This window comes from Curtobacterium sp. MCSS17_006 (assembly GCF_003234215.1).
Lineage (GTDB): Bacteria > Actinomycetota > Actinomycetes > Actinomycetales > Microbacteriaceae > Curtobacterium > Curtobacterium flaccumfaciens.
The window spans coordinates 56025-81602 of the sequence record NZ_QKSO01000014.1; the positions used below are offsets into that span (position 1 = coordinate 56025).

A 25578-nucleotide genomic window follows, 5' to 3' on the forward strand; every position below is an offset into this window, starting at 1 on the left:
ACGAGCAGTGGAAAGTTCGTGACGATCTACCCTCCAGGGTCCGCGGTCGACGAAGCGCTGCTCGACCACTTGACTGCGACCTTCGGTGACTGCCGCGGACCGCGGATCCTCGGCGACCTCCAGTGGCGGAACTCCGTGGTGCACGTCCGCTACGGAGCGTTCCGTTCGCTCTCCGACTGGGACGGCAAGCCCGCCATCCGAGATCCGAGCGGTGCCCTCGTGCCGGACCGCCGAGGGGTCGTGTTCGACCCGCCCGACTGGGTCGAGCTGCCGAACTGGGTCGCGGCCGAACGGTTTCGATCAGCTGGAGCCGACGAGCCGCTCTCACGGATGCGCGTCTCCGGCGCGTACTCGTTCTCCAACGCTGGCGGCGTGTACCGAGCGTTGCACGATGCGCACGGCGAAGTGGTCCTCAAGGAAGGCCGCGAGTACGTCGGAGAACAAGCCGGCCGCGACGCTGCTGGTCGCGTCGAAGACGAGTACGAGGCCCTTCGCCACCTGGAAGGTTCAGGGGTGGCACCGCGGGCCTACGGGACGTTCCGCTCCGGAGGTTCGGCGTTCATGATGAGCGAACGGGTGCCGGGCACACCGTTCAACCGCGCAGTCATGTCGCAGAACCCGCTCACCGCCACCGAGGCTGACCGCACGGCGCTCGACGAACACGCAGCGAGCGTCCACCACGTCGTGCGGGCGATCGAGCGCGAAGTCGAGCGGTTGCACGCGCTCGGAGCCGTCCACGGTGACATCTCGCCGAGGAACGTGCTCGTGGAGTCTCCGACAGCCGCGCGGCTGATCGATTTCGAGTCGTGCACGGTCGGCGACCAACCCGGGACGATCGGGCCAGCGACGCCGGGTTTCAGCGCACCGAACGCGGTCCGTGGGCCAGACCGCGATCTGTTCGCGATCGCATGCCTGCACCTCGCCGCCCTCGTTCCCCTCACGACGCTCTTCCCACTGGACCCCGGGAAGATCGATGAAGTACTCGCCGCGGCCCGGGTCTGGTTCCCGACCGCGCCGGTGGACGCGCTGCGTGTCGTCTTCGGTCGATGCGTTGCCCTGCCGGACGGGAACACTGTGCGTACGACGCCACCCGGTGTTGCCGAGCTCCGTGACGCGATCAGATCGCGGAGGGAAGCGCCCGGGTCGGTGCACCGGTCCGGCCTCCAGCGTGGAGCGGACGGCGTCACGCTCGCACTGCAACGGTCCGAGCCCGACACGAGGACTTCCCCGAGCCCGCCCGCGAGCCAGGCATCCTCAGGCGCAGGCCTGTTCTCCGGCCGGGCTTCTGCGGTGCTCCTGGGCTGGACAACGCCGGCGTTCCTCGCCCGGCTGCGGGGCGAGGTCCTCGGCATGCTGCGCGTCGATCTCGAGGACGGGCTCGCGGGGATCGGCCTCGCGCTCCTCAGCGCACCGACACGGGCCGTCCACCGGGAGACCATCGACGTGATCGCCCGGCGGCTCACCGACTTCAGCCACGATCAGGACCGGACGGAGCAGCTGCCAGCAGGGCTGCTCAACGGCCCGTCCGGCATTGCCCTGTTCCTGGCGTCGCACGGACGGCTGCACGACGATGCGGCAGCCGTCGAGGCCTCCCGACGCCTGCTGCAGATCGACGTGCGCCGCCTCGAGCTCCGACACGGGTGGGGCCTGCAACTCCGCCACAGCGGCCGCCTCGTGCCGTTCCTCGGCTCCGGCTCCGCCGGCGTCGGGACGGCACTCGTGCAGGTGTTCCGCGCGACGTCCGACCAGGACCTCCTGCGGGTACTCCACGGCGTGGCCGATGCAGCGTCGCCGGAGTTCACCGCGCATTCGGGTCTGCTCGACGGACGCGCCGGACTGGTCCACTTCCTCGTCGACGTCGGCGAGCTCGGGATCGCACCGTACGATCCCGAGTCCGTCGCCGCGCGCTTGGACGAGCACCGTCGGCGTCTCGCGTTGCACCGCCTCCAGACTCCTGAGGGGGTCGCCTACCCGGACCAGCATCTCCGAGCAGTCGACGACGGTTGGGGACATGGTGGAGCAGGCGTCCTCACCGCTTTGGCCGCGATCGAGGACTTCGAACGTGGGCGCGACGTGCAGCACGATGTTCCGTCGTTCCTCCGCGGCGGACACCGATGATCGCGCTCTCCGTCCTCGGGATCTCGTCGCGCTCGATCCGTCCAGACTGCCGCAGGATCATCAGCGACGTGAGCTTCCGCGCCGAGCCCGGCAGCCTGACCGCCATCGTGGGACCGTCCGGGGCCGGCAAGTCGACCCTGCTCGACCTGATGACGGGGATCGAGCTGCCGGCGACCGGCTCGGTCCTGCTCGGCAACACGCGCATGCACCCCGCCACGGACTCTGCAAGAGCACGGTTACGAGCGCGCATGTTCGCCGCAGCACGACAGGGTGACGACCTCATCGATGCACTGTCGGTCGACGACAACGTCCTGCTCGGTCAACGTCTCGCCCGCAAGATCGACCGATCGTTCGCGGAACGCGTGTGCGCGGCGCTCAACCTCGACCGTGACGTTCGTCGAACGCCGGTACAGCACCTGTCGGGCGGGCAGCGGCGGCGAGTCGCCCTCGCGCGCGCTTGCGCGGCCGGTACGGCAATGCTGGCCTGCGACGAGCCGACCACGGCACTGGACGACTCGAACGCCGGGCTCGTCCGTGGAGTCCTCCGGAGCGCGGCGACCTCGGGCAGGACAGTGGTCGTCGTCACCCACGACCCGCAGCTGGCGGTGGATGCCGACCGGATCGTTCAGCTGGTCGACGGCCGGACGACTGCGCTGCTCGATCGTCCGACTGAACAGCAGGTCCGCCGCCTCATGACGGTGCCCTCGTGATCGCTGTCCTCGCACTGGCTTGCACGGTCCACAGTGATCCTCGGCCGGCGCTCGGATTCGTGGTCACGGTGGTCGTCGCCGCGCTCGGACTCGACGTGGTTGTCGGAGGCGGGCTCGACATCGCGGGCGCCCACCCGGACACCGCTCGAGCACTCGAAGCGGTCATGCAGCTCACGTCGCTCAGCTCGTTGGTCGCGTCGTTCGTGTCAGCACGAGGACTCGCGATCTCGCTGCTGCCGGAGACGCGCTCCCTCCGAGCACTCGGCGTGAGCTGGACGACGTCCTGGGCGTTCGGAGCCGTGGTCATCTCCTCCGCAGCGGTCGTCGCCGTGCTCTTCGGGGTCGTGGTCGGACAACGGCTTCGGACCAGCTGGGTCGGAGGTCTCACGGAGGTCCTCGGCCTGACGGCTCCACGCTCAGGCGGCATCCCGAGCGGTGTGATCACGTGTCTGCTCGCCGTCGTCTGTGCAGCGGGTTGGTGGAGTGGGCTCCGAGCTGGCCGGTTCGCCGTCGTCCGGTCCGGTCGCGTCTGGAGGGCGGTAAGTGCGTTCGCGGTGGCAGCGTTGTTCGTGGTGCCCTCGGTGCTCGCGGTTGCGTTCGCGCCAGTCCTGATGAGCATGGTCAGCGGCGCCGGGGACGAGACAGCTGCCAGCCGTCTGACCGTGCTCGACTCGTCGGACGGACCGCTCATCGTGATGTCCGCCGCCGGGTTCGGGTTCGTCGGGGCGGCGGCTGTCATCGCTTCGGACGCGTCCCGGACCATGCTCGGCGTCGCCGCTCACCTCCTGCGTTGCGGCCCGGTGGCACCGTTCATCGGCCTCTGCTTGGCCCGGGCGCGCATCGGTTCGTTCGGCGCGCTCACGACGTTGGTCGCAGCCGGGGTCGGCTTGACCGTCACGAGGGCCATGACAGCAACCGTCGCGAGCAGCCTGGCGAGCGAGAGAGCCGGAGCGGGCATTGTCGAACTCGGGCTCACGCTCGGTCCGGCGCTCTGCATCGCTGCCGCAGCTTCGGTGGGTTCGGCTCTCGCGCAGAGCCGCGGGACCGGTAGTGACCTCGCCACGCTCAGGCACATCGGTTCCACCCAGGGCGGCACGATCGTCACACTCTCCGTGGCAGCCGTCGCGATCGGTGCGAGCGGGTCCCTGATCGGGCTCGGTGCGGCCCTCGGCGTCGCTCTGGTCGCGTTCGCGAGCGGCGTGGATGCCTCCTGGCTCGCGGCCATGGACCCGATCGTGCCACTCGTCGCCGTTCTCACGGCGACGCTCGGCACTGCGGCGGTGTTCGTGTGCAGCGAGCTCGTCGGGGTCGTTCTCCACCGCCCGGGCCGTGCGCTGCGAGTCGCGACGGCCGATGCGAGCGCTCACCCGACGCACGCCGGCCGCACGAGGTGAACGCCCGCCGAAGCCGCGGGTGTGCCCAGTGACCGATCAGTCGGTGATCGCTACGAACCGCGGCCCGTCGTACCCATCGCGCACCACGTGCGCCGTGAAGTCCGCGAGCGAACGCACCCAGTGCCCACGTTCGCCGTACAGCGCCTGGTACACAACGACCGGCTCCTCCGTCTCGACGTCCCGGGCGACGAGCAGCACCTCGTAGTCGTTGCCCTTGAAGTGTCGGTAGCGGCCCGCGGTCACGTCGTCAGTCACGCGACCGAGGGTACGGCCCGAGCGGTGGGACCATGACCGCGCGTTCTGCTTGACTGAGGAGCACGGGGAATGGGCACCACGGGGGAACGTCATGACCACATTGAGCACGCGCGAGCGGGACCGTCGCGCACAGCGCGTCTTCTTCGTCGTCATGGCGGTCGTCATGGCAGGGGCGGACGTCTGGCTGCACTTCCACGCCGGCGCCATCCGCCCCGCGGCCTTCTGGATCCCAACGGTCGTCGGACTCGTGTACGGCGCCTTCCTGTGGCCGCTCGGCCTGCGTCAGGAGTCGAGGTGTTGGCCGAACCTGGTGGGGGCGGGGTTCATCGGTGGCTTCCTCGTCCTCATCGCGACGAAGACGTTCTCGCCGTACGCCTGGTTCCTCGCGGTCGTGATCGGGACGTCGCTGTTCCAGGCCGTCCTCCCGCCGAAACGACCCGCGGCGCGGGCCGCCGCCAGGCTCCCCCTGACCGAGGTGCAACCGTGGACCGGCTCGGGAGTCACGGCCACGGTCGTCAAGCACCTCGTCGGCAAGAGTCGGACGAAGCCGGCAGTCGCCCTGACCACGCAGGACGGGGCCACCGCGTTCCTGGTGATGGAGCTCGCCGCGTTCTTCGACGGTGAAGCGGCGATCGCAGAATCGACGAACGGCGAACAGCTGACCTTCCTCACCAGGAAGGGCGTCGCGGCGAAGTCGTCAATCCTCGACGACGCGACGCCGGGGATGGCCGACGGTGCGCTGTTCCTGCACTCGGCGAAGGACGAGTCGCGGCCTTCCGCCGTCTTCAGCGACGACGACGCCGCCGCGTTCGAGCAGTGGGTCCGCACGCTCCCCGAAGACTGAGCACCCGGCAAGCCCGGCGCGACGCGCACACCTCGGCGTCACATCCGGTCACGTTCGACAGCAGCTCGACGGCTGAGCGTAGCGTCGCCTTGTGACCTTCGGAACCGCAGTGGCCGTGCTCGTGGGGGTCCTCGCGCTCGCGACGGTCCTCGGTCTCCTGCTCCGCCACCGGACCGGTCGAGCCCGGTCGGCGGACAGCGCCGCGTCGACGAAGCAGGACGCAGACGGCCTCGCGCTCGACACCGACTACGGCACCGCCGCCACGTTCGTCCAGTTCTCCACGCCGACCTGTGCGCGGTGCCCGGCCACCCGGCGTCAGCTCGCCTCCGTCGCCGGTCAACACGAGGGCGTCCGACGCATCGACATCGACCTCACCGAACGCCCCGAACTCGCGAGCCGTTTCGACGTCATGCAGACCCCGACGGTCCTGCTCCTCGACGCCGACCGCGCGATTCGCACCCGCTTCGGAGGCCCACCCCGCCCACCCGAGCTCGCCGCAGCCCTCGCCACCGTCCTGACCGCAGGCAGTACAGGAACCGCTGACACGACCGGCACCCAGGAGTCCCGATGACCACCACGAACGACATCGACCGCGGCATCGACCCGCGCTCCCCACGCTTCGGCGCCGCCATCACCACGGTGCTCCTCGCAGTGACGATCGTCCTCACGCTGATCCCCGAGACGTGGGTCGCCGGCATCGTGCTGCTCGCGGTCATCGTCGTGCTGTTCGCCGTCGGAGGCATCGCCGGCATCCGCCGCCACCCCTACGGCGCACTCTTCCGACGGGTCGTCCGTCCACGCCTCGCCCCGCCCACCGAGCTCGAGGCTCCGGAACCCCCGACCTTCGCCCAGCAGGTCGGCCTGTTCGTGACCGCGGTCGCCCTGCTCCTCGCGCTGCTCGGCGTGCCGTACGCCGCCCCGATCGGTGCCGCGGTCGCCCTGGTCGCCGCGTTCCTCAACGCCGTCTTCGACGTCTGCATCGGCTGCCTGCTCTACGTGTGGCTGGTGCGCGCAGGGGTCTTCCGCCCGCGGCGCAGCGTCGCCTGACGGCGTCCGGCCTGGAGGCCCGCCTCGCCTCGACCACACCGCCAGCGTCCGACAGGTGCTCGGCTCCAGAACACGGCTCTGCCCCGCCCCGTAGGGTGAGCGGGTGGGGGAAGACGAACGAATCATCCGGCGCGCGTGGCGTCGTACCGCCCTGGTCGTGGCGATCGCCGCGGTCGCGGGGGCAGTTGCGGGTTGGGCAACCTCGCGGGACGAGGACGGTTGGACCGTCGCCCTGGCGATCTGCACGTGCGTCGCCGTGCTGGTCGGCATGGCCGGAATACTCTCGTTGCTCCCCGCCACGGCACGCGCGTCGTCGACCATGACGCAGGCGACCGAGGGCCTGACGAGAGACCGCCGCAAGGTCATCAAAGGAGCCATCCGCTCGGGCGTTCCGCTCGCGGAGGACGCGGGCCCAGAACTGCAGCACCGCGCGCTCACCCTCGCTCGCGGGACCGCCATGTTCAACGGGATCTTCCTGGGGCAGGGCCTCCTGCTCTTCGCAATGGTCGCTGCTCCTCACTTCGCTCGTGTCCTCAGCGGCGGCGGCGATGTGGTCTTCAGCCGGATCATCCTGGCGCTCTTCGTCGTCGAAATGGTGTTCGTCGTGCCGTTGCTGATCGTCCGAGGCCGCCGAGCGCGGCGCTACGCGGATGCCGCCACCGCCGACAACGAACGCCGCACCACTACTCCGATCCTTCCCGCATGACCGCCGCGTCGGAAGCGCCAGCCACCCCCGAGGCCGTTGCCAGCCGAGCCTGGCGCAGAACCGCCGTCATCGTCACGATCGGTGTGGTCCTCGGTGCGGTCGGCGGGTCGCTCTTCGCACGGCAGGACAGCGCGCTCGAGACCACCCTCGCGATCGTCGGCATCGCTGCAGGAGTGGGTGGTCTTCTCGGCACCTTCTCGATGCTCACCACGACGCTCCGCCGATCCTCCGACATGCAGGCGCCGATCGATGGGCTCTCACGCTTCGGCCGGGAGACGCTCGCGCAGGCGATCGCGAGCGGGACCCCGATCGAACCAGCCGACTCCGACCTCGCACGACGGGCATTCGACCTCGCCCGTCTCCGCGCTGCCTACCAACCGGTCGCGCTCGGCCAGTTCCTGCTGCTCTACGTGGGGATTGCTGGCCCGCAGATCCCGAACCTGTTCGACGACAACTCGTTCGTAGCTGGCCTCAGTCGCATCATCTGCGGAGCACTCCTCGTCGTGGCTGCCGCCATGTCCCCCGTCATTCTGCGTCAGACCCGGGCTGCACGACGCTACGTGCAGGCGGCCACCGAAGCAGCCGCCCGCCAGCGCTGACTCAGTAGGCCTGCCGCACCCGCGACACCGACAGCCGCAGAGCGGGCTCGTACGAGGAGCCGTTGAGCGCCGTGATCGTCCAGTGGTACCGGTCAGGCCGGGTCATCACGCCCCAGTCGCTCCGGCCGCACTTGTTCACCTTCGACCCCATGCTCTTATCCGGCAACAGGCCGCGCTCGTCGTAGAGCCGGACGGTGGCGGATCGGAATCCGCTCGCGTTCCCCGAGATCCGGCAGCTCGCGAACGTCATGGCAGTCCGCACCTTGTCCTTGTGCGAGTCCTGCCAGCTCCTCGAGTTCTTACCGATCGCGACACCGGTCAGCTTCGACGACCAGGAACCCTCGGCGAACGCCGGCGCTGCCGCGAACACCGTGGCGGCCACGACTCCCCCTGCGACGGTTGCCGCGAGACGACGACTGAGATTGACCATTGCACTTCCCCCTTGAGGTGACGGCTCGGGCTGTCCGAACCGAGTGCACGCTACTGTACGGTGAAACACCAGTACAAGGTTTCAAGGGGGCGCAGTGGGCATACAGATCGACGAACTGACTTTCGGGTACCGGCGGGACGACACGGTGCTCTCCGGGTTGTCGACGTTGTTCCCGACCGGAGCGAGCGTCCTGCTCGGGCCGAACGGCGCTGGCAAGTCGACTCTGCTCGGACTCGTCGCCGACACGCTCCGTCCCCGCACCGGGACGATCAACATCGAGGGACTGGGGGAACCGGGCACGCGCGGAAACCGCCGACGGTACCGCCGCGGCGTCACATGGCTTCCGCAGCGGAGCGGCGCCTTCCCCGGCCTGACCGCTCGAGAGCACGTCGCCTACTGCGGCTGGTTGAAGGGCTTGTCGCGCGCCGACGCCTGGGATCGCTCGACGGCCGCGCTGACCGCCGTCGATCTCGCCACCCGAGCCGACGCACGAGCGTCGTCGTTGTCGGGCGGCCAGATCCGGCGGCTCGGCGTTGCCGGCGCGCTGGTGTCCGGCGCGCAGTGGATCCTGCTCGACGAACCGACGGCCGGACTCGATCCGGCGCAGCGCGCGCGGTTCGCTCGGGTGATCCAGAACCTGCCGACGGAAGTGTCCGTCGTCGTCTCGACACACCAGACCGAGGACGTCGCCACGACCTACGACCACGTGACCGTCCTCGTCGACGGCCGGGTGCCGTTCGCTGGTTCGGTCGCGTCGTTCACCGAGCCGTTCGCAGACCTCTCGCCCACCGAGGCGATCACCGCTTCGTACGCGCGGTTCACGAGCGAGGAAGACTGATGCGCCCGATCATCCCGTGGCGCAGCCGAGCGGCAGTGTGGCTCCTCGTTCCTGGGTTGCTCGGCGTCGTCGCGTACAGCGTGCAGTTCGCAGATGAGACGACCGTCGCCGGCTACTGGCCCGCCGCGATGGCCGGCTCCGCGATCTACCTGGTCTTCTCGTGCGGCGTCGCGGCCACGGCCGGCGCTTGGGAAGGGAAGCGCTTCCGGGCCGCAGCGCCGGTGATCGCGCCCAGCAGCCGATCCAGTGCAGCAGTCGTCACCGATCACCTGTGGACACCACTGGCCGCCGGCCTGCTGCTCCAGCTCGTCGCGGTCGCACTCATGAGCCGGGACACCTGGGGCGCTCCCGGTGGCCCGTCGCCCCTCGTCGGCCTGGCCTTCGCGGGGATCCTGTTCTTCCACGCCTGCATCGGATTCGCACTGGGGCGGTGGCTTCCGCCGGTGGCGTCCATCCCACTGAGCCTGCTCGTCTCGTACAGCTGGCTCGGCTTCACCTGGTCCGTGGACTACTTCCCGCTCCGGTACCTCGCCGGTCTCGTGATGGCGGACTGCTGCTCGGTCGAGACCGTGCTCGACATCCGGGCACCCGTCATCGCGACGGCGTTCAGTCTGCTCGCCGGGTGCAGTCTGCTCGTCATCGCGGTCGCCCGACGCTCGAGTGGCGACCGTGCGCGCCGGTTCGGACTCCAGATCGGCGCGAGCTCGTTCGTCGTGATCACCCTCGTCGCACTGACCGCCGGATCCGACGTCGGGGCGGCACCGATCGTCGACCGCCCGCAAGCGCAAGCGATCTGCAGCGGCGCGGCGCCGACGATCTGCCTCTTCCCGGAGCAACGCGACAGCGGCAACTCAGCATCCGTCATCCGCAAGGCCGCAGAGAACCTCGGTCGTACGGGCATCACGGTGCCGTCGACCATCCGAGCGAGCAACGCACCGTCGACACCCGACGTCCTGAACATGATCGTCCAGGTCCGGATGTCCGACGTCGACCTGCTCCACAGCATCACCACCTCGATACTCGGCGACGCCGAGGTCGCGTACTGCGGCACCGAGGAGGACGACGCTGAACGCCTCAACGATGCCGCTGTCGCCAACCGATGGCTCATCGACGTCGCCGCCGAGGCCATCGTGGACGCCGACCAGGTGGAACCCGCCCTCGAGATGGACGACCCGGACGTTCTGCGGGCGCTCCGTCGTGCTCCGCTCCCCGCGCAGGCTGCGTGGATCACCGCGACGATCGAGCGGTTGGCGGATTGCTCGGTCGGCCACATCCCGGTGCCGACCTCGTGATCTGGTGGCTGCGGGTCCACCGCACCCTGCCGTTGCTCGGACTCACGGCCGCCCTGTCCGGACTCTCGATCACGCTCGGCCCGATCGGAATGCTCTTCCCCTCGTTCGGCGGCGGTGCACCCTTCGCGTTGATCCCCGTCGCAGCCGTGCTCCCGCTGGTGATCGCCATCGCGACGAGCGCTTCGGTCACCCGCGCACCGTTCCCCGCGCCCACTCGGCGGACAGACCTGCTCGAGCTGGCCACCGTCATCGCGGTGGTCGCGCTGGTGACAGCCACCGCGAGCATCGGCCTCGTGGTCGGCGCCGAACCCGAGGCCGCGGTCGCGACCGCCCGGAACACGATCGCGTTCTGCGCACTCGCACTGGTCAGCCGAGCGGTACTCGGCGACCGGTACCAGTCCGTGCCGGGCGTGCTCTACCTGTTCGTCGCAGCACTGTTCGGTCGCGGGAGTCCCGGCCAACCGGCCGGATGGGCCGGAGTCGTGGCGACGAACACCGACCCGGCGTCGTGGGCGTTCGTCCTCCCCGTGGTGATCGCCGCCATCGTCAGCCCGCTGGCACACAGGTCGGGCACAACGGTGTAACACGCAGTTTACTTTCAACACTGGCGCTCGCTCACGAAAGACGCTTTCATGGCGGGATGACGATCACCGAGCGGCCCGAGCGATCCGAGCGATCCGAGCGCGCCGACGCCTTCGCCCTCGTCCGCACCCAGTCGGCGAGCATGCCGTCGAGCATGCGCGCCATCGCCGACGCCGTCCTCGACGACCCGGCAGCCGCGGCCACCACGAACGCCACCGACCTCGCCGGCCGAGCCGGGGTGTCCCCCGCCACGGTCTCCCGGTTCGCCCAGCACCTGGGCTTCGCGAACTTCGCCGCCCTGCAGCGCAGCATGACCCGCGCTGTCGAACGCGGGATCCACGAGCGTGAGTCCACCGAGATCCACGCCGGGGTCGCGGTCGACGACGACGTCGCCACCGTCATCGCGAAGGTCACCGAGGACGTCCGCGCGGTGATGGCCGACACCCGCGCCGCACTCGACCCGCACGCACTCGACGAATCAGCACGAAAACTAGCCGACGCCCGCCGCGTGGTCCTGTACGGCGTCGGCGCGAGCGGCATCGTCGCCCGAGACCTGCACCTCAAGCTCGAACGCATCGGCATCGTGAGCTCGATCGCCGACGACCCGCACAACGCCCTGACCCTGGCGAGCGTCATCGGCGAGCACGACGTCCTGGTGCTCGTCAGCCACTCGGGCTCCACCGTCGAGACCCTCGAGGTCGCCCACGCCGCCCGAGCCCAGCACGCCACGATCATCGCGATCACCGGCCACGCCGCCGCCCCGCTCGCCACCACCGCCGACCACGTCCTGCTCGGTGTCGCCGGTGCCGAGAGTGCCCTGCGCCCCGCGGCCATGGGCAGCCGGATGAGCCAGCTCGCCATCGTCGACACCCTGTTCATCGTCGTCGCGCAGCGCACCGACGAGCGCTCCCAGCCACTCCTCGCCCGCAGCCGCGACGCCGTCCGCACCCACCACCGGAACTGAGCACCACCATGAACCAGACGCACGAACCCCACGCAGCCGAGACCCACGACGCCCTCCGCGACGAGCTCGCGGCCCTCACCACCGAGGCGACCGACCACTCGCTGGACGACATCGACACGATCTCCACGCTGGAAGCTGCCCAGCGCATGAACGCCGGAGACCGCAGCGTGCCTGCGGCACTGGAGCCGTGCCTCCCGGCCATCGCCCTGGCGGCAGACTCGATCGCCGCAGCGTTCGCGCGCGGCGGCCGACTCGTCTACGTCGGCGCCGGCACGCCGGGCCGGCTCGGCGTCCTCGACGCCAGCGAGTGCCCGCCCACCTTCGGTACCGACCCGAGCCAGGTGGTCGGCGTGATCGCCGGTGGCGACCCCGCCCTGACCACCGCGGTGGAGGGCGCGGAGGACGACGAAGCGGCCGCCGTCCGCGACCTCGACGCGCTCGGCCTGACGGCCGACGACGTGGTCGTCGGGATCAGCGCGTCCGGCAGGACGCCCTACGTGATCGCGGCCATCCTGGAGGCACGGCGCCGCTCCGCCCTGTCGGTCTCCGTCGCGTGCAACCCCGACTCGGCCGCGGGGCGGGAGGCGGACATCGCCATCGACGTCGTCGTCGGCCCCGAGTTCATCGCCGGATCGACCCGTCTGAAGGCGGGCACCGCGCAGAAGCTCGTGCTCAACATGCTCACCACGCTCGCGATGGTGCGCAGCCACAAGACGTACGGCAACCGCATGGTCGACGTGCGGGCGACGAACGCGAAGCTCGTCGCCCGGGCGTTCTCGCTCGTGCAGGACGTCACCGGCGCTCCCCCCGCCGAGGTCCAGGCAGCGCTCGACGCCTCGGACGGCGAGGTGAAGACCGCCATCGCCGTGATCCTGACCGGCGCCTCGGCTGCCGATGCCCGCGAGCGCCTCGATGCTGCTGCCGGCTCGTTGCGCGCCGTGCTGTAGAGCGCGTTCCCCTTTTCCGTTTCCTTTCCCCCGAGGAGCACAGCAATGCCCGATGCACAGCAACTCGCCCAGCAGATCCTCGACGCCGTCGGCGGTTCCGCGAACATCGCCGACGTCGAGAACTGCATGACCCGCCTGCGGGTCGAGGTCGTGTCCGACTCGTCCGTCGCGCTCGACGACCTGAAGGCCACCGACGGTGTCATGGCCGCCATCGCGGCCGGCTCGAACCTGCAGATCGTGCTCGGCCCGGGTCTCGTCGACCGCGTGGCCGACGGCCTGGAGGCCCTGCGCGCGGCCGCCCCGCCGGCTGCGGCTGGTGGGCCTGGTGCATCGCCCGAGGAGCTCGCTGCTCGCGGTGCGTCCATCAAGGCGACCGCGCGGTCCCGCGCCGACGGGCGCACGATGCGCGCGATCCGGAAGATCTCAGCGATCTTCATCCCCCTCATCCCCGCACTGATCGCCTGCGGGCTGATCGCCGGGATCAACGGCATCCTGACGAACCTGGGGTGGGTGCCTGCGCTGACGCCGTTCCTCGGCGTGCTCTCGTCCGGCTTCCTGTCGCTGCTCGCCGTGTTCGTCGGGATGAACGCCGCGAAGGAGTTCGGCGGCACGCCCATCCTCGGTGGTGCGGTCGGCGGCATCATCGTCGCGGCCGGTGTCGCGAACGTCACGGTGTTCGGCGAGACCCTGGCTCCCGGGCAGGGCGGTGTGCTCGGAGCGCTGGCCGGTGGCATCCTCGCCGCCTACGTCGAGCGCTTCATGCGCCGGGTCACGCCGGACGTCATCGCGCTCATCGTCGTGCCGACCGTGACCGTGCTCGTCGCCGGCTCGATCACCCTAGGCGTGCTCATGTCCGTCGCCGGTGTCGTCTCGGTCGCGATCGGTACTGCTGCGACCTGGCTGCTCGCGAACGGTGGAGCCTTCGCCGGCTTCGTGCTCGGAGGCCTCTTCCTGCCCCTCGTCATGACCGGGATGCACCAGGGACTCATCCCGATCCACACCACCCTGATCGACCAGACCGGGTGGACCGTGCTGCTGCCGGTACTGGCGATGGGTGGTGCCGGGCAGATCGGTGCGTGCATCGCGCTGTGGGTGCGGTTCCGGTCGAACGCCTCGCTGGTGCGGACCATCCGTGGTGCACTGCCGGCCGGGTTCCTCGGTGTCGGGGAGCCCCTGATCTACGGTGTGACGCTTCCCCTCGGGCGGCCGTTCATCACCGCGTGCATCGGTGGGGCGTTCGGTGGCGGTGTCGTCGGGCTGTTCGACCAGCTCGGGCACTCCGTCGGGGCGATTGCCATCGGGGCCTCGGACCTGTCGCTCATCCCGCTGCTGAACGGATCGTCCGGCTACGGGTGGGCGCTGCTCGGGTACGGGTCGGGGCTCGTGGTGGCGTACGTCGTGGGGTTCGTGGCGACGTTGTTGTTCGGGGTGTCGGAGTCGGTGCGGGCGGATCTGGATGCGCAGTCGGCAATTTCGCCGGGAGACCCTGTCGCTCCGGATGCACCGCTGAACGTGCCGGTCTCGCCAGTCGGAGCGACCGCGGCCGACTCGCGCTGATCGCCCGTTCCTCCACATAGCGATCCACTGCCGATCCGTTCACAGACCATCGCTCCGATCCTGGCCCGAACAGTCGCCACGCGAGGATCAGAGCGTGGAGAAGTGGGAAGCAGACGATGCTCGTAGGCGGCACATGGCTCGCTTCGGTCGGCGGGACACTGCGCCGGAGCTCGCGCTTCGCCGAGAGCTGCACCGGCGCGGCCGCCGGTTCTTCGTAGATCGTCAGGTCAGCCGCCAGTGCCGCGTTCGACCCGACCTCGTGTTCCCGCGTGCACGGATCGCGGTCTTCGTCGACGGGTGCTTCTGGCACTTCTGCGAGGAGCACGCCCAGCTTCCGAAGGCGAACGCCGAGCTGTGGCGTCGGAAGTTGCTCGCCAATCGTCAGCGGGACGCACAGAACCAGGCGATCTTGGTGATGGAAGGCTGGCGGGTGCTGCGCTTCTGGGAGCACGACCGTCCCGAGGATGCAGCCGCCTGAGTCGAGCACGCCCTGGATCAGTGGAGTGCGATCGTTCGTACCGCGTTGAGCTTCTCAGGCAGGATGGAACGCATGATCGAGGTCGTGGCCGGCGTACTCACTCGGCCTGACGGTCGCGTACTCACATGTCGAAGGGCACGTGATCGACCAGCGGCGGGCCAATGGGAGTTCCCCGGCGGGAAGGTCGAGCCGGGAGAGCTCGCTGCCGAAGCCCTGCGACGCGAGCTCCACGAAGAGCTCGGTCTTGACGTCGTCGTTGGCGAACCGATCGACCGCTCCCTCACCCGTGTCGGCAATGTCGACATCGACCTCGCCACATACCGAGTCGCCTGGGCCGCGGACGGACCGACGTCGAGCACGGACCACGACGAGTTGCGCTGGGTCCTCCCCGCCGAACTCGGCTCGCTCGGTTGGGCCGAGCCAGATCTGCCCACAGTGAGGATCCTGAGCAGAGCCGCGGCTACGGCCTGACCTCCCGGAAGCCACCGCTCGATATCGGCCACCACACGGTGATCCCGATCGAGGTGCACAGCTCCAACATCGAGGGTTGGGGCTCGGAAGGCAGGAGGACCGCCGGTGTCACCGCCAGACCGTGACGTCTCGCGACCGCCGCGTAGTCGAGCGCCTGCCCGATCGCGGTTCGGACGTAGGCCCGCGCGGTCGACTTCTTCGCCTCGACGACCTGGCCGATCGTCGGGACGTAGAGATCGGGCACGATCGTCACACCGTCGTCCGTGAGACGCAGCACCTGCACGTCCTCACCCCGAGCGCGGAGCCATTCGCCGAAGCGGGTCTGCAGCTCGAACTCGCGACGGGAGACGGATCGCACCGACTCGCCTTGGTTGACCCGCCGCACCTGGTACTCGCTGAAGTCGAGCGGTTGCCAGGCGGACGCGGCTGAAGAGGCACCGATCGCTGACGCGCGGCCGGAAGGGTCGCCGGCCTCGTCGACGAGGGCGGGCAAGAGCGACGTGTCCGCGTCGACGGCGACGAGGTTGAACACCAGTCCGTCCCGCTGAGGAGACGAGCCGGTCCCGGGGAAGCGCTCCCAGGTGTAGGGCGGATCAGCGAGCGCGAAGCTCCCGACGTAGGTCACGGTCCCCTGACCCCGGAACACTCGGATGGGGCGACCGAGCGCCTCGGAATCCGCCAACGCCTTGTTGTTTCCGGTCAGCTTCTGGTCGCCGTTCTGTCCTTGCCCGCTGTAGCGGAACAGGCCGTCACCGCGGAGGCCCTCGTGCACGCCGTAGCCATGTTCCCCGCCGCCATCGTTCGTGAAGACGAGCATTTCGTTCGTCTTCACGACACGCGTGATGCCGTCCTGCCAGCTGCCACCGCCGAGACGGCTGTGCAGCTGGCGCCGTCCGATGCTCGTGCCGATCGGGATGTCCCAGACCATTTCCATTCCCCTCGTTATGGAAACGCTAGGCGACGACCGACGAGCTGCTCGAACGCTGAGCAGCCCCCAGAACGGGGAGCTCCCTTGACGGTTGCTCACGAGAGAGGATGTCGCAGTACCGGAGCGTTCGAGGGGCACGCCGGTGTGATCAGGACACTCCTCGGGGAGCACCACCATGACCATCGCCGGAACCTCTGCAGGCGCAGAAGCTCGAGGACTCCGCAGCCGCGCCGACGAACACCGGCGGCAGGCGGACGACGCTGAGCAGCAGGCGGGACGCTACGAGATCGCCGAGCGCACCGAGGCCGAGACCGCTCAACTCCCCTGAGTTGATGAGCGAGGCCGAGCGGGAGCGGCGGGAGCTGCACGTGGGCATGACGCGTGCGAGGTACGGGCTTTGGGTGGGGACGAACCCTCACTGAGCACTGTCAAGGATTTCCCTTCCTCGCAACACACGTCCAACCCGCTCAGAATGAGCACCGAACAAGGAACAGAAATGCCCTTTCCTCTAGACGAGATGTTGGTCGTCGGCGTCGCCTCGAGCGCGCTCTTTGACCTGTCCGATTCCCATAAGGTCTTCCTCGAGCACGGCGAGGACGAGTACCGTAAGTACCAAGAAGAGCACCTCGACGACACGCTTCTCCCGGGTGTCGCATTCCCGTTCATTCGACGTTTGCTCTCTCTCAACGACCTCGGCCCAGACGGTGAGCAGTTGGTCGAAGTGATCGTCCTCTCCCGGAACGACCCGGATACGGGACTTCGAGTCATGCGGTCTCTCGAAGCGCACGACCTCGCAATCTCTAGGGCGATATTCATGCAGGGCCGGTCGTCGCACGAATACATGGAGGCGCTCAACATGTCGTTGTTCCTCTCCGCCAATGACGACGACGTGCGGGCTGCGATCGACCGAGGCCTGCCTGCTGGTCGCGTTGTCGGCACGCCGGCAGAGGATTCAGCCGGTCGCGACCTGCGCATCGCTTTCGACTTCGACGGCGTCCTCACAGATGACTCCTCCGAGATCATCATGCAGGCCTCCGACCTTGCGACCTTCCACGAGAACGAGGCCTCCCACGTCGAGGAAGCGATGCCGGAGGGGTTGATGGCACAGTTCCTGCGCGGCATCAATCGCATTCAGGACATCGAAGAGGACCTAATTCGAACCGATGCGACGTACAACCGTCGCGTGCACGTCGCGATCGTGACCGCGCGAAATGCGCCGGCTCACGAACGAGTCGTTCGGACTCTGAAGGGTTGGGGCCTCCGGGTGAACGATGCGTTCTTCCTCGGTGGCGTCGAGAAAGCACGCGTCCTGCGAGTTCTTCGTCCGCACATCTTCTTCGACGACCAGGTCGATCACTTGCGCGGCGCAGCGAACGAAGTCCCGAGTGTCCACGTCCCCTTCGGAGTCGTAAACGCAGCGAACGGAGCGCCTCCCAACGCTGTTGTCGACGCGGAAGAGCCGCCGATCAGCGAGCCGCAGGACCAGCCGGTCGATCAAGCCAGCTAGTCTCGATCTCGCTCCAACCCGGTCTTCGTGCCGGCCGCACCTCAAGGGGAACCGCGTCATGGTCATGTCCATCCACGATTTGCTCGACGTCTACGCAACCATCGCTCCGGACAAGCGAACCAAAGGCCGCCTCTTCGAGAGGTTGACTCGTGCGTACCTGACAACCGATCCGAAGTGGACGGCTCGCTTCGACGAGGTGTGGCTCTGGCAGGACTGGCCTGACCGGAACGGCAAGACCGACACTGGGATCGATCTCGTTGCACGGGAGCGCCACGGTGGTGGCTTGTGCGCCATCCAGTGCAAGTTCCACGACCCGGGCAACACGGTTCAGAAGGGCGACCTCGACTCGTTCTTCACCGCGTCGGGAAAGGCGGCGTTCTCTTCCCGCCTGATCGTAGCCACCGCCCCACTCGGGAAGAACGCGCTCGAAGCGCTCGTCGATCAGCAGCTGCCCACCGCGCAGATCCCGATTGAAGAGTTTGAACACTCCGGTATCGACTGGTCCGAGTATTCCTTCGACCACCCCGATTCGTTAGCAGCCCCGCAACAGAAGATGCTCCGCCAGCATCAGGTCGAGGCACTGAACGCCGTGCGGGCCGGGTTTGCCGAGTCGGCGCGGGGCAAGCTGATCATGGCCTGCGGAACAGGCAAGACTTTCACAAGCCTCCGGATTGCGGAGGATGTCGCCGGGCGCGGAGGCAACGTATTGTTCCTCGTTCCCTCAATCGCATTGTTGTCGCAGACCTTGCGGGAATGGTCTCAAGAACGCGCGATGCCGCTTCGCGCCTTTGCGGTCTGCTCCGACAGCAAGGTCGGGCGCGTGTCGGAGGACTTCACCGTTGCTGACCTTGCATACCCGGCAACGACGAACACCACGCAGCTCCTCACAGAGGTCGCGAAGAGCTCGGCGCCCGACGGACTGACCGTCTTCTTCTCGACGTACCAATCAATTGACGTGATCGCGAAGGCCCAAGCAGAGGGTCTCGCCGACTTCGACCTCGTGATCTGCGACGAGGCACACCGCACCGCTGGATTCATCCGGCAAGGCGCGGAAGAGTCGGCGTTTCTCCGCGTGCACTCGGACGAGTCGATCCGTACGCAGGCGCGGCTCTACATGACCGCGACGCCGAAGATCTACGCCGAATCCGCCCGCAGCCAGGCGGATGAGAACTCGGCGGTGCTGTACTCGATGGACGACGAAGCCGTGTTCGGGCCTGTGTTCCACCGGCTCGGGTTCGGGGAAGCCGTCGAACGGGACCTACTCACCGACTACAGGGTCCTGGTCCTCACCATCGACGAGGACTCCATCGGATCCGCGTTCCAGGAAACGTTTGCCGCCGACGGGGAACTGAACATCCCCGACGCTGCCCGCATCGTGGGGATCTACAACGGCCTCGCCAAGCGGGGCGTGCAGGGCATCGACACGACCGCCCCGAACGCGCACAAGCCGCTGCGCCGTGCTGTCGCGTTCTCTCGCTCCATCGCCGACTCGAAAACCGTACGCGGATACCTTGACGGCTACGACGGCGTCGAGGGCGTCCGCGCGGACAGCATCGCCGGACGCCGCATAGACCGGGACGCCGACGGCGGCGAGCAGACGTTCCGCCTCGAAGCGGACCACGTTGACGGCGGCATGAACATCCTCGAACGCAACCAGAAGCTCGACTGGCTGAAAGCCGACACGGCAGGTGAGAACGTCTGTCGCATCCTCACCAACGCGCGCTGTCTCTCCGAAGGCGTCGACGTGCCCAGCTTGGACGCGGTCATCTTCCTCAACTCTCGCGACAGCCCCGTCGACGTCGTCCAGTCCGTCGGCCGCGTCATGCGCAAAGCCCCCGGCAAGGACTACGGCTACATCGTCCTCCCCATCGCAGTACCAGCGGGACAGTCACCCGAGCAAGCGCTCAACGACAACACCAAGTTCAAGGTCGTCTGGGACGTCCTCCGCGCACTTCGTGCGCACGATGAACGCTTCGAAGCGAAGATCGAACAAATCGATCTAAACGGCCGCACTGACACCGGTCCCGTCATCGCGACCAACTACACCGACGCCGACCTCCCCGAGCCCGCACCGGGCACGGCGACACCGGAGACGTCGCAGATCCCGCTCGACATGAGCGTCCTCGGCGCGGACTGGCAGAACGCCATTTACGCCCGCATCGTGGACAAGGTCGGCGAACGCGACTACTGGGAAAACTGGGCCAAAGACGTCGCCGAAATCGCCGGTCGGCAGATCGCTCGCATCACCAGCCTCGTCGACGGCTCCAACGAAAGTCTCCGCACCGAGTTCACCCGCTTCGTCAAGGGCCTGCAGGACAACCTCAACCCCGGTGTCACCGAACCGCAGGCGATCGAGATGCTCTCACAGCACCTCATCACCCAACCCGTCTTCGACGCCCTCTTCGCCGGCCACGCCTTCAGTGACCACAACCCGGTCTCGCAGGTCATGCAACGCATGGTCGACGCCCTCGAAGAGCAGAACCTCACCACCGAAACCAGTGACCTCGCCGGCTTCTACGCCGGCGTGCAACGAACCGTCGCTGGCATCACCGACGCCTCCGGCCGTCAGACGATCATCAAACGGCTCTACGAGAAGTTCTTCACCGGCGCTTTCCGGGGAACGTCCGAACGGCTCGGCATCGTCTATACACCCAACGAGATCGTCGACTTCATCCTCCGAAGCGCCGACCGGCTCTCCCGCGACCACTTCGGCGCCGGCCTCACCGACCACGGCGTCCACGTCCTCGACCCGTTCACCGGCACCGGCACCTTCATCATCCGCCTCCTTCAATCCGGCCTCATCACCCCGGCCGACCTGGCACACAAGTACCGGCACGAGCTCCACGCGAACGAGATCGTGCTGCTCGCGTACTACGTCGCCGCAGTGAACATCGAAGCCACCTACAACGGCCTCCAGGGCGGCGAGTACGTGCCGTTCCCCGGCGTGGTCCTCACCGACACATTCCAGACCGCCGAGGACGACGACACCTACGACGACCAGGGCGTGTTCGGCGACAACAACGAACGCGTCAAGCAGCAGAACGCCCTCGACATCCGTGTCATCGTCGGCAACCCGCCCTACTCATCCGGGCAAGACTCCGCAAACGACAACAACCAGAACCTCAAGTACCCCTACCTCGACAAGCGCATTGCCAACACCTACGCGGCCAGGTCGACCGGGCAGAACAAGAACAGCCTCTACGACTCCTACATCCGCGCCATCCGCTGGGCGTCCGACCGGATCAAGGACCACGGCATCGTCGCCTACGTCACCAACGGCGGCTTCCTCGACGGCAACACCGCAGCGGGCCTCCGCCTCGCCCTCCAAGACGAATTCACCGAGCTCTACATCCTCAACCTCCGCGGCAATCAACGCACCGCTGGTGAGGAGTCCCGACGCGAAGGCGGGAAGGTGTTTGGCTCAGGCAGCCGCGCCTCCGTCGCTATCTCACTGCTGGTGAAGAACCCGGACCGGTCTTCTTCCGGCGCGATCCACTACCGCGACATCGGCGACTACCTGAGCCGCGACGACAAGCTCGGCCTCCTCGACCAGTACCGCGACTCCGACGGCGTGCCGTGGCAGCAGATCGCCCCGAACGAGCACGGCGACTGGATCAACCAACGGAACGACGTCTTCGAGACCTTCACCGCTATCGGGGACCGCAAGGCGCCCGAGTCGGCAATCTTCCGTAGCTTCTCAGCGGGGCTTCAGACCAACCGGGATGCCTGGGTTTACAACTCGTCCGAGCCGGCACTGCGCGGCAATGTCAACCGCATGATCGACGCGTATAACGCTGAACTCGACCGCTGGCAGCAGGCAGGCCGACCGCAACCTGTCGAGGACTTCATCGACACGAATACCGAACGGGTCAGCTGGACGTCGTCACTGCTAGCTCGCTTCAAACGTGAGGAACGGATCGGCGTTGACAACGCTCACATCACAACGAGCATGTACCGCCCTTTCAGTCGACAGCAGCTCTATTTCGATCCGCGCCTCATCCACCGCCCCGCGCAGCACACGGCCTACTTCCCCACAGGGGAGCGCAACCAAGGCTTTTACCTGACCTCACCGTCGACGCACTTCCCGTCTTTCGCAGTGCTCGCGACGGACGTTCTGCCTGACCTTCACACTTTGGACACTGGTCAGTTCTTCCCGCGATACGTGTACGACATCGAACAACCGGACGGAGCGTTCGCGATGTTCGACGGGCCGCAGCGCCGCGACAACATCACCGACACCGCGCTTACTCGGCATCGGAAGCTGTATGGCGCGGACGTGACGGCCGACGACGTGTTCTTCGCCGCCTACGGACTGTTGCACTCGGAGGACTACCGGCGTGAGTTCGACGCAGACCTGAAAAAGATGCTCCCGCGCATCCCGGAGCTCACCGATCCCGCCGACTTCCGCTCGTTCGCAGACGCCGGACGGGCGCTGTCCGAGCTGCACATCGGGTATGAGTCCGCGCCGCTGTACCCGTTGGCCTTCAGTAGTCCTGTGCCTGCTGAGCTCCGAGTGACAAAGATGAAGTACGGGGGGAAGCCCGGCAGCCTGGACCGGACACAGATCACGGTCGCGCCGGGCCTGACGATCACCGGCATCCCGGCGGAGGCGCATGACTACAAGCTCGGCTCGCGATCGGCCCTTGACTGGATCCTCGAGCGCTACCAAGTCAAGACCGACAAGGCCTCCGGCATCGTCAACGACCCCAACGACTGGGGCACCGAACACGGCCACCCGGCTTACATCGTCGAGCTGATTCAACGCATCGTCACGGTCAGTGTCGAAACGGTTCGCATCGTCGGGGCGCTTCCCGCTCTGAAGTACCGCGGCGGCGCCACTCTCTAGTGGAGCGAATCCCCGCCGACGCGCTCACGACGTCGGCCGGGATTCCTTCAACAGCGGCTCGCCCGCAACCTGCGCGCTGAATCGGAAGAATTCAGGTTGAGACGCGACTCCGATCCGATCGAGATCGACCGGACTGCGCCTGATTAACGGACCATTCGTCAACTCTGCCGACGAATCTTCGTTGCCGATTCCGGCGTACACGAGCCACCCCTCCCTCAACCCGAACCGCCGGCAGTACGCCGCCATCTGGTAAAGGTCGGCGTTCGGGTACTGCCCGTGCTTCTCCACCTTGTACTTCACGTCGATGCACGCCCGCACCTCCCCGTCGACGAGCCATACGAGGTCCGGCGCGATCTTCACTGTCCCCCCAACGTCGAGCGTCGACGCGTACTGAGAGACGAGCTTTCCCCCGTACGGCTTGAACGCCTCGCGGAGGGCCGCCGACACGAAGTCCTTTAACACCGACCACATGTCGACGAGAAACCCCGACGCGACGACCGATCCCGCACGCTGCTCGAACGAGGACCCTGGCAGCACGAGCGAAGCCAACGCGAGCGCCGACGAGTACCGCGCGTTCCGTCGATCCGACCGGACCACGGGCACCGGAGCTCCAACCGGGATCACCGACACCCCGTCGAGCACCCGCGCGATCCGCCGCAGCGCCCCGAGCACATCGGCCGGCACACCGGCAGTCGCAACAACCGCGTCGCTGCGGTCAGCAGTACTTGGTTCTCGGCGATGTCCTCGACGTAGTCATCGAACGACACCTCGACCGGCAGCGGCTGCCCACCCCGCCGGGTCAGCTGGTCCCCGATCCGCCACCGGCCACGCACGAGCGGCAGCGCATCCTCGCGCGTGACGTACCCGCGGAGCGGCCCACCGGCCAACGCCCGCGAGGCCTGCTGTACGAACGCGTGCGCCAACGCCGGCACGAGGTCCTCGTCTTCGTCGAACCCGAAGTCGTCCTCCGTCCAGATCGCACTCCCGGCACGGGCGTACCCGAGCATCACGAACAGCCGCCGCACCGGCGTCTTCGGCTTCAACCACACCGTGTGCCCGGCGATCCGCGCGACGCCGACCTTCCGGACACCGCTCACGCGGTACTCGTCAGCGCCGAGCGTCGGCGCGACCGTCGCGATGTTCGCTGAGGCAAGACCGACCGCCACCGCGCGCGGCAGCCGGTGCACCACCGGCTGGTCTGCTTCCCGCAGCTCAATCGTCGAAGGAAACACCTTCGGCCCCGTCCGCAGCGTCGCGCGTCGCCTGGCGACGCAGCGTTGCCAGGCCGTACCACGCCTCCAGGTCGACGCCTTCGCCATAGTGGTGCTCCGCCAGGAGCGGCAGGATCTCGTACCGCCACACATCCTGCAGACCGGTCCCCAGCGAGATCGCGCATCAAGAACGACGGCACGACCTTCGCATCGTGCTCCTGGATCTGCGCATTGAGGCGCGTCAGCAGGTCGACGCCGCTGTGTGGATCAGCCTCGAACCGAGCGCAATCCTTCATCTGAAGCGGCGATCTCGAGCAGGCTGACCGCCGGGATCTCCTCCGCGGGCAAGTTCATGAAGCTGGCAATCAATTCCCCGAAGTCGGCCGCGGATCGGCGCGTTGCACCCGTCTTCGCCCACGTGGGGAAGCGGAGGGTCACGTCCGCGTCCTTGGTGATGATCTCGACGACGGGTGGCCGCTCCGGAGCGTCCGAACGTCGGACGTACCGGATGTGCGCGAGGCTCAACTCGGAGTCGATCGCACCAACCCGTCGCAACGAGTCCTGCTTTGTCAGGAGCAGCCGTCGGTCGGTTACGGCAACCCAACCGTCGCTCAGACGCGGAAGGGTGATCCGGTCGAACGAGACGTCCGCCAGCGCGAGGACCTGCTCCCCGGGCTGGAGACGGAACGGGAGGATCCGAACGAGCTCCTCCGGAACGTCGCCCTCGAAGACCAGCAAGGACGGAAGCTGAAGGGGCTCTCGGTCAGGGGCCGCCTCCAGGCCGCGAATGTGTCCGAGGGCATTCTGAAGCTCACGCACCATGAGGTGCGACTCCTTCGCCGCTCGTGCGGTACCCCCGATCTTGAACGTCCGTTTGCCCGGTAGTTCGGCGATGATCGCAAATTCACGAGCGAGTTGGTCCAGCAGCTCGTCCGTCTGCGCAAGCGACTGCTCGTGCAGATCGCGGGCATCAGTCACCAAGCCGTCGAGCAGCTTGGCGTCTGCGTCGTTCGTCTTCGCACTCCGCAACAAGTGGCCGGCGCGGAGCGATTGATAGACGAACCAAGATGTCTGCGAGAGCAGCAGCGCCTGGACGTCGGCGATGATCGCTTGTCCGTTGTCGGCGAGGTACTGCTGGCGGTCCTTGTGCCCGATCTTCTTCTCGAGCTCGTCGACGTATCGCTGGACTGCGTGCTTGTTCGCATCCCACTGCGACGTGAGCTCACCCTGGTAGCCACGCACCTCAGCGAAGACGGCGTCGGTTACTTCCCCGATCCGTCGGGCGTGCCGCAGTTCGCGGATGAGGGTCTCGTAGTGTCCGGTCACCGCAGACCACTGGCCCTGGCGCACGACCTGCAGCACCTTCGAGGTCAGTTCCAGATTGTGCTGGGCAACGGCAGCGATCTGGTTCAGCTGGAACTGGATGACCATCAACGTGATCGCGGGCCCCATCGAGGCGAGGACCGAGGCAGTCGTCGCTGCAGTGGCGGGGAGCCAGCGGACCGACGCTGTGAACGAACCGCCGCCGCTCGCGAGGGTCCCGAGGTTCCAGCCGTCCTTGACTATCGGTGTCGCCGTCTTGAGCGCCTCGAGAGTCTGAGGTGCCAGTCGCACGAGTCCCTGGGCCTGCATCGCTGCGTTGACGCCCTGCGCGCCGACGCTTCCAAGGCCGACGGCGTTCCCGACGGCCGTCGAGACTGCGCGAAGCGTTGGCTCGTCGATGAACGAGAACGGAACGACCTCGAGACCGTCCGGGATCTCGGCGCCGAAGAAGATGGCGAGACCGTCCTCGAACTCGACGAGTGCTGACGAGGGCGTCTCCTCGTTCCGCAGCTCGTCGCCGTGCACGTCGTC

General features: G+C 67.7%; 25 protein-coding genes. 19 read left to right on the forward strand and 6 right to left on the reverse strand.

Translation table 11 applies throughout. The features are described 5' to 3' along the window. Positions 1-18 precede the first annotated feature (18 nt). Genes DEJ21_RS13670 through DEJ21_RS13680 form a run of 3 tightly spaced genes read left to right on the forward strand, consistent with a single transcriptional unit; the run spans position 19 to position 4222 of the window. Positions 19-2118 carry a phosphotransferase gene (locus DEJ21_RS13670; RefSeq protein ID WP_181435891.1) on the forward strand — a complete coding sequence of 700 codons (2100 nt, stop codon included), beginning with the start codon at positions 19-21 and terminating at the stop codon, positions 2116-2118. Then, positions 2115-2828 carry an ABC transporter ATP-binding protein gene (locus DEJ21_RS13675; RefSeq protein ID WP_111224939.1) on the forward strand — a complete coding sequence of 238 codons (714 nt, stop codon included), beginning with the start codon at positions 2115-2117 and terminating at the stop codon, positions 2826-2828. The genes DEJ21_RS13670 and DEJ21_RS13675 overlap by 4 nt, the downstream gene beginning before the upstream one ends. Continuing rightward, complete coding sequence (locus DEJ21_RS13680; RefSeq protein WP_146247783.1) at positions 2825-4222, forward strand: hypothetical protein; 1398 nt, start codon at positions 2825-2827, stop codon at positions 4220-4222. The genes DEJ21_RS13675 and DEJ21_RS13680 overlap by 4 nt, the downstream gene beginning before the upstream one ends. Positions 4223-4258: 36 nt before the next feature. Here the strand turns inward: DEJ21_RS13680 and DEJ21_RS13685 are convergent, their stop codons facing one another. Beyond that, entirely contained in the window at positions 4259-4477 is a 219-nt protein-coding gene (locus DEJ21_RS13685; RefSeq protein ID WP_244993457.1) for a DUF1653 domain-containing protein, read from the reverse strand. A 91-nt stretch (positions 4478-4568) separates the two neighbouring features. On the opposite strand from DEJ21_RS13685, the gene DEJ21_RS13690 reads away from it, so the two are divergent. The 5 genes from DEJ21_RS13690 (at position 4569) to DEJ21_RS13710 (ending at position 7673) form a co-directional block, all read left to right on the forward strand. Beyond that, positions 4569-5321, forward strand: coding sequence for a hypothetical protein (locus DEJ21_RS13690; RefSeq protein WP_146247784.1), 753 nt, complete (start codon positions 4569-4571; stop codon positions 5319-5321). Positions 5322-5412: 91 nt separating this feature from the next. After that, positions 5413-5892: a co-chaperone YbbN gene (locus DEJ21_RS13695; protein ID WP_111224942.1), complete on the forward strand. Its 480-nt coding sequence runs from the start codon at positions 5413-5415 to the stop codon at positions 5890-5892. Beyond that, positions 5889-6368 carry a DUF4395 domain-containing protein gene (locus tag DEJ21_RS13700; RefSeq protein ID WP_111224943.1) on the forward strand — a complete coding sequence of 160 codons (480 nt, stop codon included), beginning with the start codon at positions 5889-5891 and terminating at the stop codon, positions 6366-6368. The genes DEJ21_RS13695 and DEJ21_RS13700 overlap by 4 nt, the downstream gene beginning before the upstream one ends. 157 nt (positions 6369-6525) lie before the next feature. Continuing rightward, complete coding sequence (locus tag DEJ21_RS13705; RefSeq protein WP_146247785.1) at positions 6526-7074, forward strand: hypothetical protein; 549 nt, start codon at positions 6526-6528, stop codon at positions 7072-7074. Beyond that, complete coding sequence (locus tag DEJ21_RS13710) at positions 7071-7673, forward strand: hypothetical protein (protein ID WP_111224945.1); 603 nt, start codon at positions 7071-7073, stop codon at positions 7671-7673. Before DEJ21_RS13705 ends, DEJ21_RS13710 begins: the two co-directional genes overlap by 4 nt. Before the next feature lies 1 nt (position 7674). On the opposite strand, the gene DEJ21_RS13715 is transcribed toward DEJ21_RS13710, so the two are convergent. Continuing rightward, positions 7675-8103 carry a hypothetical protein gene (locus tag DEJ21_RS13715; protein ID WP_146247786.1) on the reverse strand — a complete coding sequence of 143 codons (429 nt, stop codon included), beginning with the start codon at positions 8101-8103 and terminating at the stop codon, positions 7675-7677. 94 nt (positions 8104-8197) lie between these two features. On the opposite strand from DEJ21_RS13715, the gene DEJ21_RS13720 reads away from it, so the two are divergent. The 8 genes from DEJ21_RS13720 to DEJ21_RS13750 all read left to right on the forward strand — a co-directional run bounded on the left by DEJ21_RS13720 (position 8198) and on the right by DEJ21_RS13750 (position 15232). Next, on the forward strand, positions 8198-8941 hold the full coding sequence (locus tag DEJ21_RS13720) for an ATP-binding cassette domain-containing protein (protein WP_220036580.1): 744 nt from the start codon (positions 8198-8200) through the stop codon (positions 8939-8941). Continuing rightward, positions 8941-10233, forward strand: a complete 1293-nt coding sequence (locus tag DEJ21_RS18305; protein ID WP_181435893.1) for a hypothetical protein — start codon at positions 8941-8943, stop codon at positions 10231-10233. Before DEJ21_RS13720 ends, DEJ21_RS18305 begins: the two co-directional genes overlap by 1 nt. Then, positions 10230-10817 carry a hypothetical protein gene (locus DEJ21_RS18310; protein ID WP_181435894.1) on the forward strand — a complete coding sequence of 196 codons (588 nt, stop codon included), beginning with the start codon at positions 10230-10232 and terminating at the stop codon, positions 10815-10817. The genes DEJ21_RS18305 and DEJ21_RS18310 overlap by 4 nt, the downstream gene beginning before the upstream one ends. Positions 10818-10873: 56 nt before the next feature. Further along, positions 10874-11779: a MurR/RpiR family transcriptional regulator gene (locus DEJ21_RS18315; RefSeq protein WP_181435895.1), complete on the forward strand. Its 906-nt coding sequence runs from the start codon at positions 10874-10876 to the stop codon at positions 11777-11779. Positions 11780-11787: 8 nt separating this feature from the next. Then, the gene (gene murQ, locus DEJ21_RS13735) at positions 11788-12726 is read left to right on the forward strand and encodes an N-acetylmuramic acid 6-phosphate etherase (RefSeq protein WP_111224947.1); all 939 of its coding nucleotides are present in this window, start codon (positions 11788-11790) and stop codon (positions 12724-12726) included. 45 nt (positions 12727-12771) lie between these two features. Beyond that, positions 12772-14283, forward strand: coding sequence for a PTS transporter subunit EIIC (locus DEJ21_RS13740; protein WP_111224948.1), 1512 nt, complete (start codon positions 12772-12774; stop codon positions 14281-14283). 94 nt (positions 14284-14377) lie between these two features. Next, positions 14378-14761: a very short patch repair endonuclease gene (locus DEJ21_RS13745; protein ID WP_258375069.1), complete on the forward strand. Its 384-nt coding sequence runs from the start codon at positions 14378-14380 to the stop codon at positions 14759-14761. Between the two features lie 72 nt (positions 14762-14833). Further along, the gene (locus tag DEJ21_RS13750) at positions 14834-15232 is read left to right on the forward strand and encodes a (deoxy)nucleoside triphosphate pyrophosphohydrolase (protein WP_258375070.1); all 399 of its coding nucleotides are present in this window, start codon (positions 14834-14836) and stop codon (positions 15230-15232) included. Here DEJ21_RS13750 and DEJ21_RS13755 read toward each other — a convergent pair. Next, on the reverse strand, positions 15222-16343 hold the full coding sequence (locus DEJ21_RS13755) for a hypothetical protein (RefSeq protein ID WP_146247788.1): 1122 nt from the start codon (positions 16341-16343) through the stop codon (positions 15222-15224). The genes DEJ21_RS13750 and DEJ21_RS13755 overlap by 11 nt on opposite strands. Here DEJ21_RS13755 and DEJ21_RS18320 point away from each other — a divergent pair. The 3 genes from DEJ21_RS18320 (at position 16336) to DEJ21_RS13765 (ending at position 22513) form a co-directional block, all read left to right on the forward strand. Then, positions 16336-16488, forward strand: a complete 153-nt coding sequence (locus DEJ21_RS18320) for a hypothetical protein (RefSeq protein WP_181435896.1) — start codon at positions 16336-16338, stop codon at positions 16486-16488. The two genes, DEJ21_RS13755 and DEJ21_RS18320, sit on opposite strands and share 8 nt — an antisense overlap. 144 nt (positions 16489-16632) lie before the next feature. Continuing rightward, positions 16633-17667, forward strand: coding sequence for a 5'-nucleotidase (locus DEJ21_RS13760; RefSeq protein WP_258375071.1), 1035 nt, complete (start codon positions 16633-16635; stop codon positions 17665-17667). A 58-nt stretch (positions 17668-17725) separates the two neighbouring features. Beyond that, positions 17726-22513, forward strand: a complete 4788-nt coding sequence (locus tag DEJ21_RS13765) for a type ISP restriction/modification enzyme (RefSeq protein ID WP_111224953.1) — start codon at positions 17726-17728, stop codon at positions 22511-22513. 24 nt (positions 22514-22537) lie between these two features. On the opposite strand, the gene DEJ21_RS13770 is transcribed toward DEJ21_RS13765, so the two are convergent. The 3 genes from DEJ21_RS13770 to DEJ21_RS13780 all read right to left on the reverse strand — a co-directional run bounded on the left by DEJ21_RS13770 (position 22538) and on the right by DEJ21_RS13780 (position 25572). Further along, complete coding sequence (locus DEJ21_RS13770) at positions 22538-23155, reverse strand: hypothetical protein (RefSeq protein ID WP_181435897.1); 618 nt, start codon at positions 23153-23155, stop codon at positions 22538-22540. After that, on the reverse strand, positions 23134-23703 hold the full coding sequence (locus tag DEJ21_RS13775) for a hypothetical protein (RefSeq protein ID WP_181435898.1): 570 nt from the start codon (positions 23701-23703) through the stop codon (positions 23134-23136). The genes DEJ21_RS13770 and DEJ21_RS13775 overlap by 22 nt, the downstream gene beginning before the upstream one ends. Positions 23704-23991: 288 nt before the next feature. Further along, positions 23992-25572: a hypothetical protein gene (locus tag DEJ21_RS13780; protein WP_146247789.1), complete on the reverse strand. Its 1581-nt coding sequence runs from the start codon at positions 25570-25572 to the stop codon at positions 23992-23994. Positions 25573-25578 lie beyond the last annotated feature (6 nt).

Excerpts from the sequence above, each read along its gene's own strand:
- DEJ21_RS13675 (WP_111224939.1), top strand. The coding sequence starts at position 2,115 with ATGATCGCGCTCTCCGTCCTCGGGATCTCGTCGCGCTCGATCCGTCCA.
- DEJ21_RS13690 (WP_146247784.1), top strand. The coding sequence starts at position 4,569 with ATGACCACATTGAGCACGCGCGAGCGGGACCGTCGCGCACAGCGCGTC.
- DEJ21_RS13700 (WP_111224943.1), top strand. The coding sequence starts at position 5,889 with ATGACCACCACGAACGACATCGACCGCGGCATCGACCCGCGCTCCCCA.
- DEJ21_RS13710 (WP_111224945.1), top strand. The coding sequence starts at position 7,071 with ATGACCGCCGCGTCGGAAGCGCCAGCCACCCCCGAGGCCGTTGCCAGC.
- DEJ21_RS13715 (WP_146247786.1), bottom strand. The coding sequence starts at position 8,103 with ATGGTCAATCTCAGTCGTCGTCTCGCGGCAACCGTCGCAGGGGGAGTC.
- DEJ21_RS18305 (WP_181435893.1), top strand. The coding sequence starts at position 8,941 with ATGCGCCCGATCATCCCGTGGCGCAGCCGAGCGGCAGTGTGGCTCCTC.
- DEJ21_RS18315 (WP_181435895.1), top strand. The coding sequence starts at position 10,874 with ATGACGATCACCGAGCGGCCCGAGCGATCCGAGCGATCCGAGCGCGCC.
- murQ (WP_111224947.1), top strand. The coding sequence starts at position 11,788 with ATGAACCAGACGCACGAACCCCACGCAGCCGAGACCCACGACGCCCTC.
- DEJ21_RS13740 (WP_111224948.1), top strand. The coding sequence starts at position 12,772 with ATGCCCGATGCACAGCAACTCGCCCAGCAGATCCTCGACGCCGTCGGC.
- DEJ21_RS13750 (WP_258375070.1), top strand. The coding sequence starts at position 14,834 with ATGATCGAGGTCGTGGCCGGCGTACTCACTCGGCCTGACGGTCGCGTA.
- DEJ21_RS18320 (WP_181435896.1), top strand. The coding sequence starts at position 16,336 with ATGACCATCGCCGGAACCTCTGCAGGCGCAGAAGCTCGAGGACTCCGC.
- DEJ21_RS13755 (WP_146247788.1), bottom strand. The coding sequence starts at position 16,343 with ATGGTCATGGTGGTGCTCCCCGAGGAGTGTCCTGATCACACCGGCGTG.
- DEJ21_RS13760 (WP_258375071.1), top strand. The coding sequence starts at position 16,633 with ATGAGCACCGAACAAGGAACAGAAATGCCCTTTCCTCTAGACGAGATG.
- DEJ21_RS13765 (WP_111224953.1), top strand. The coding sequence starts at position 17,726 with ATGGTCATGTCCATCCACGATTTGCTCGACGTCTACGCAACCATCGCT.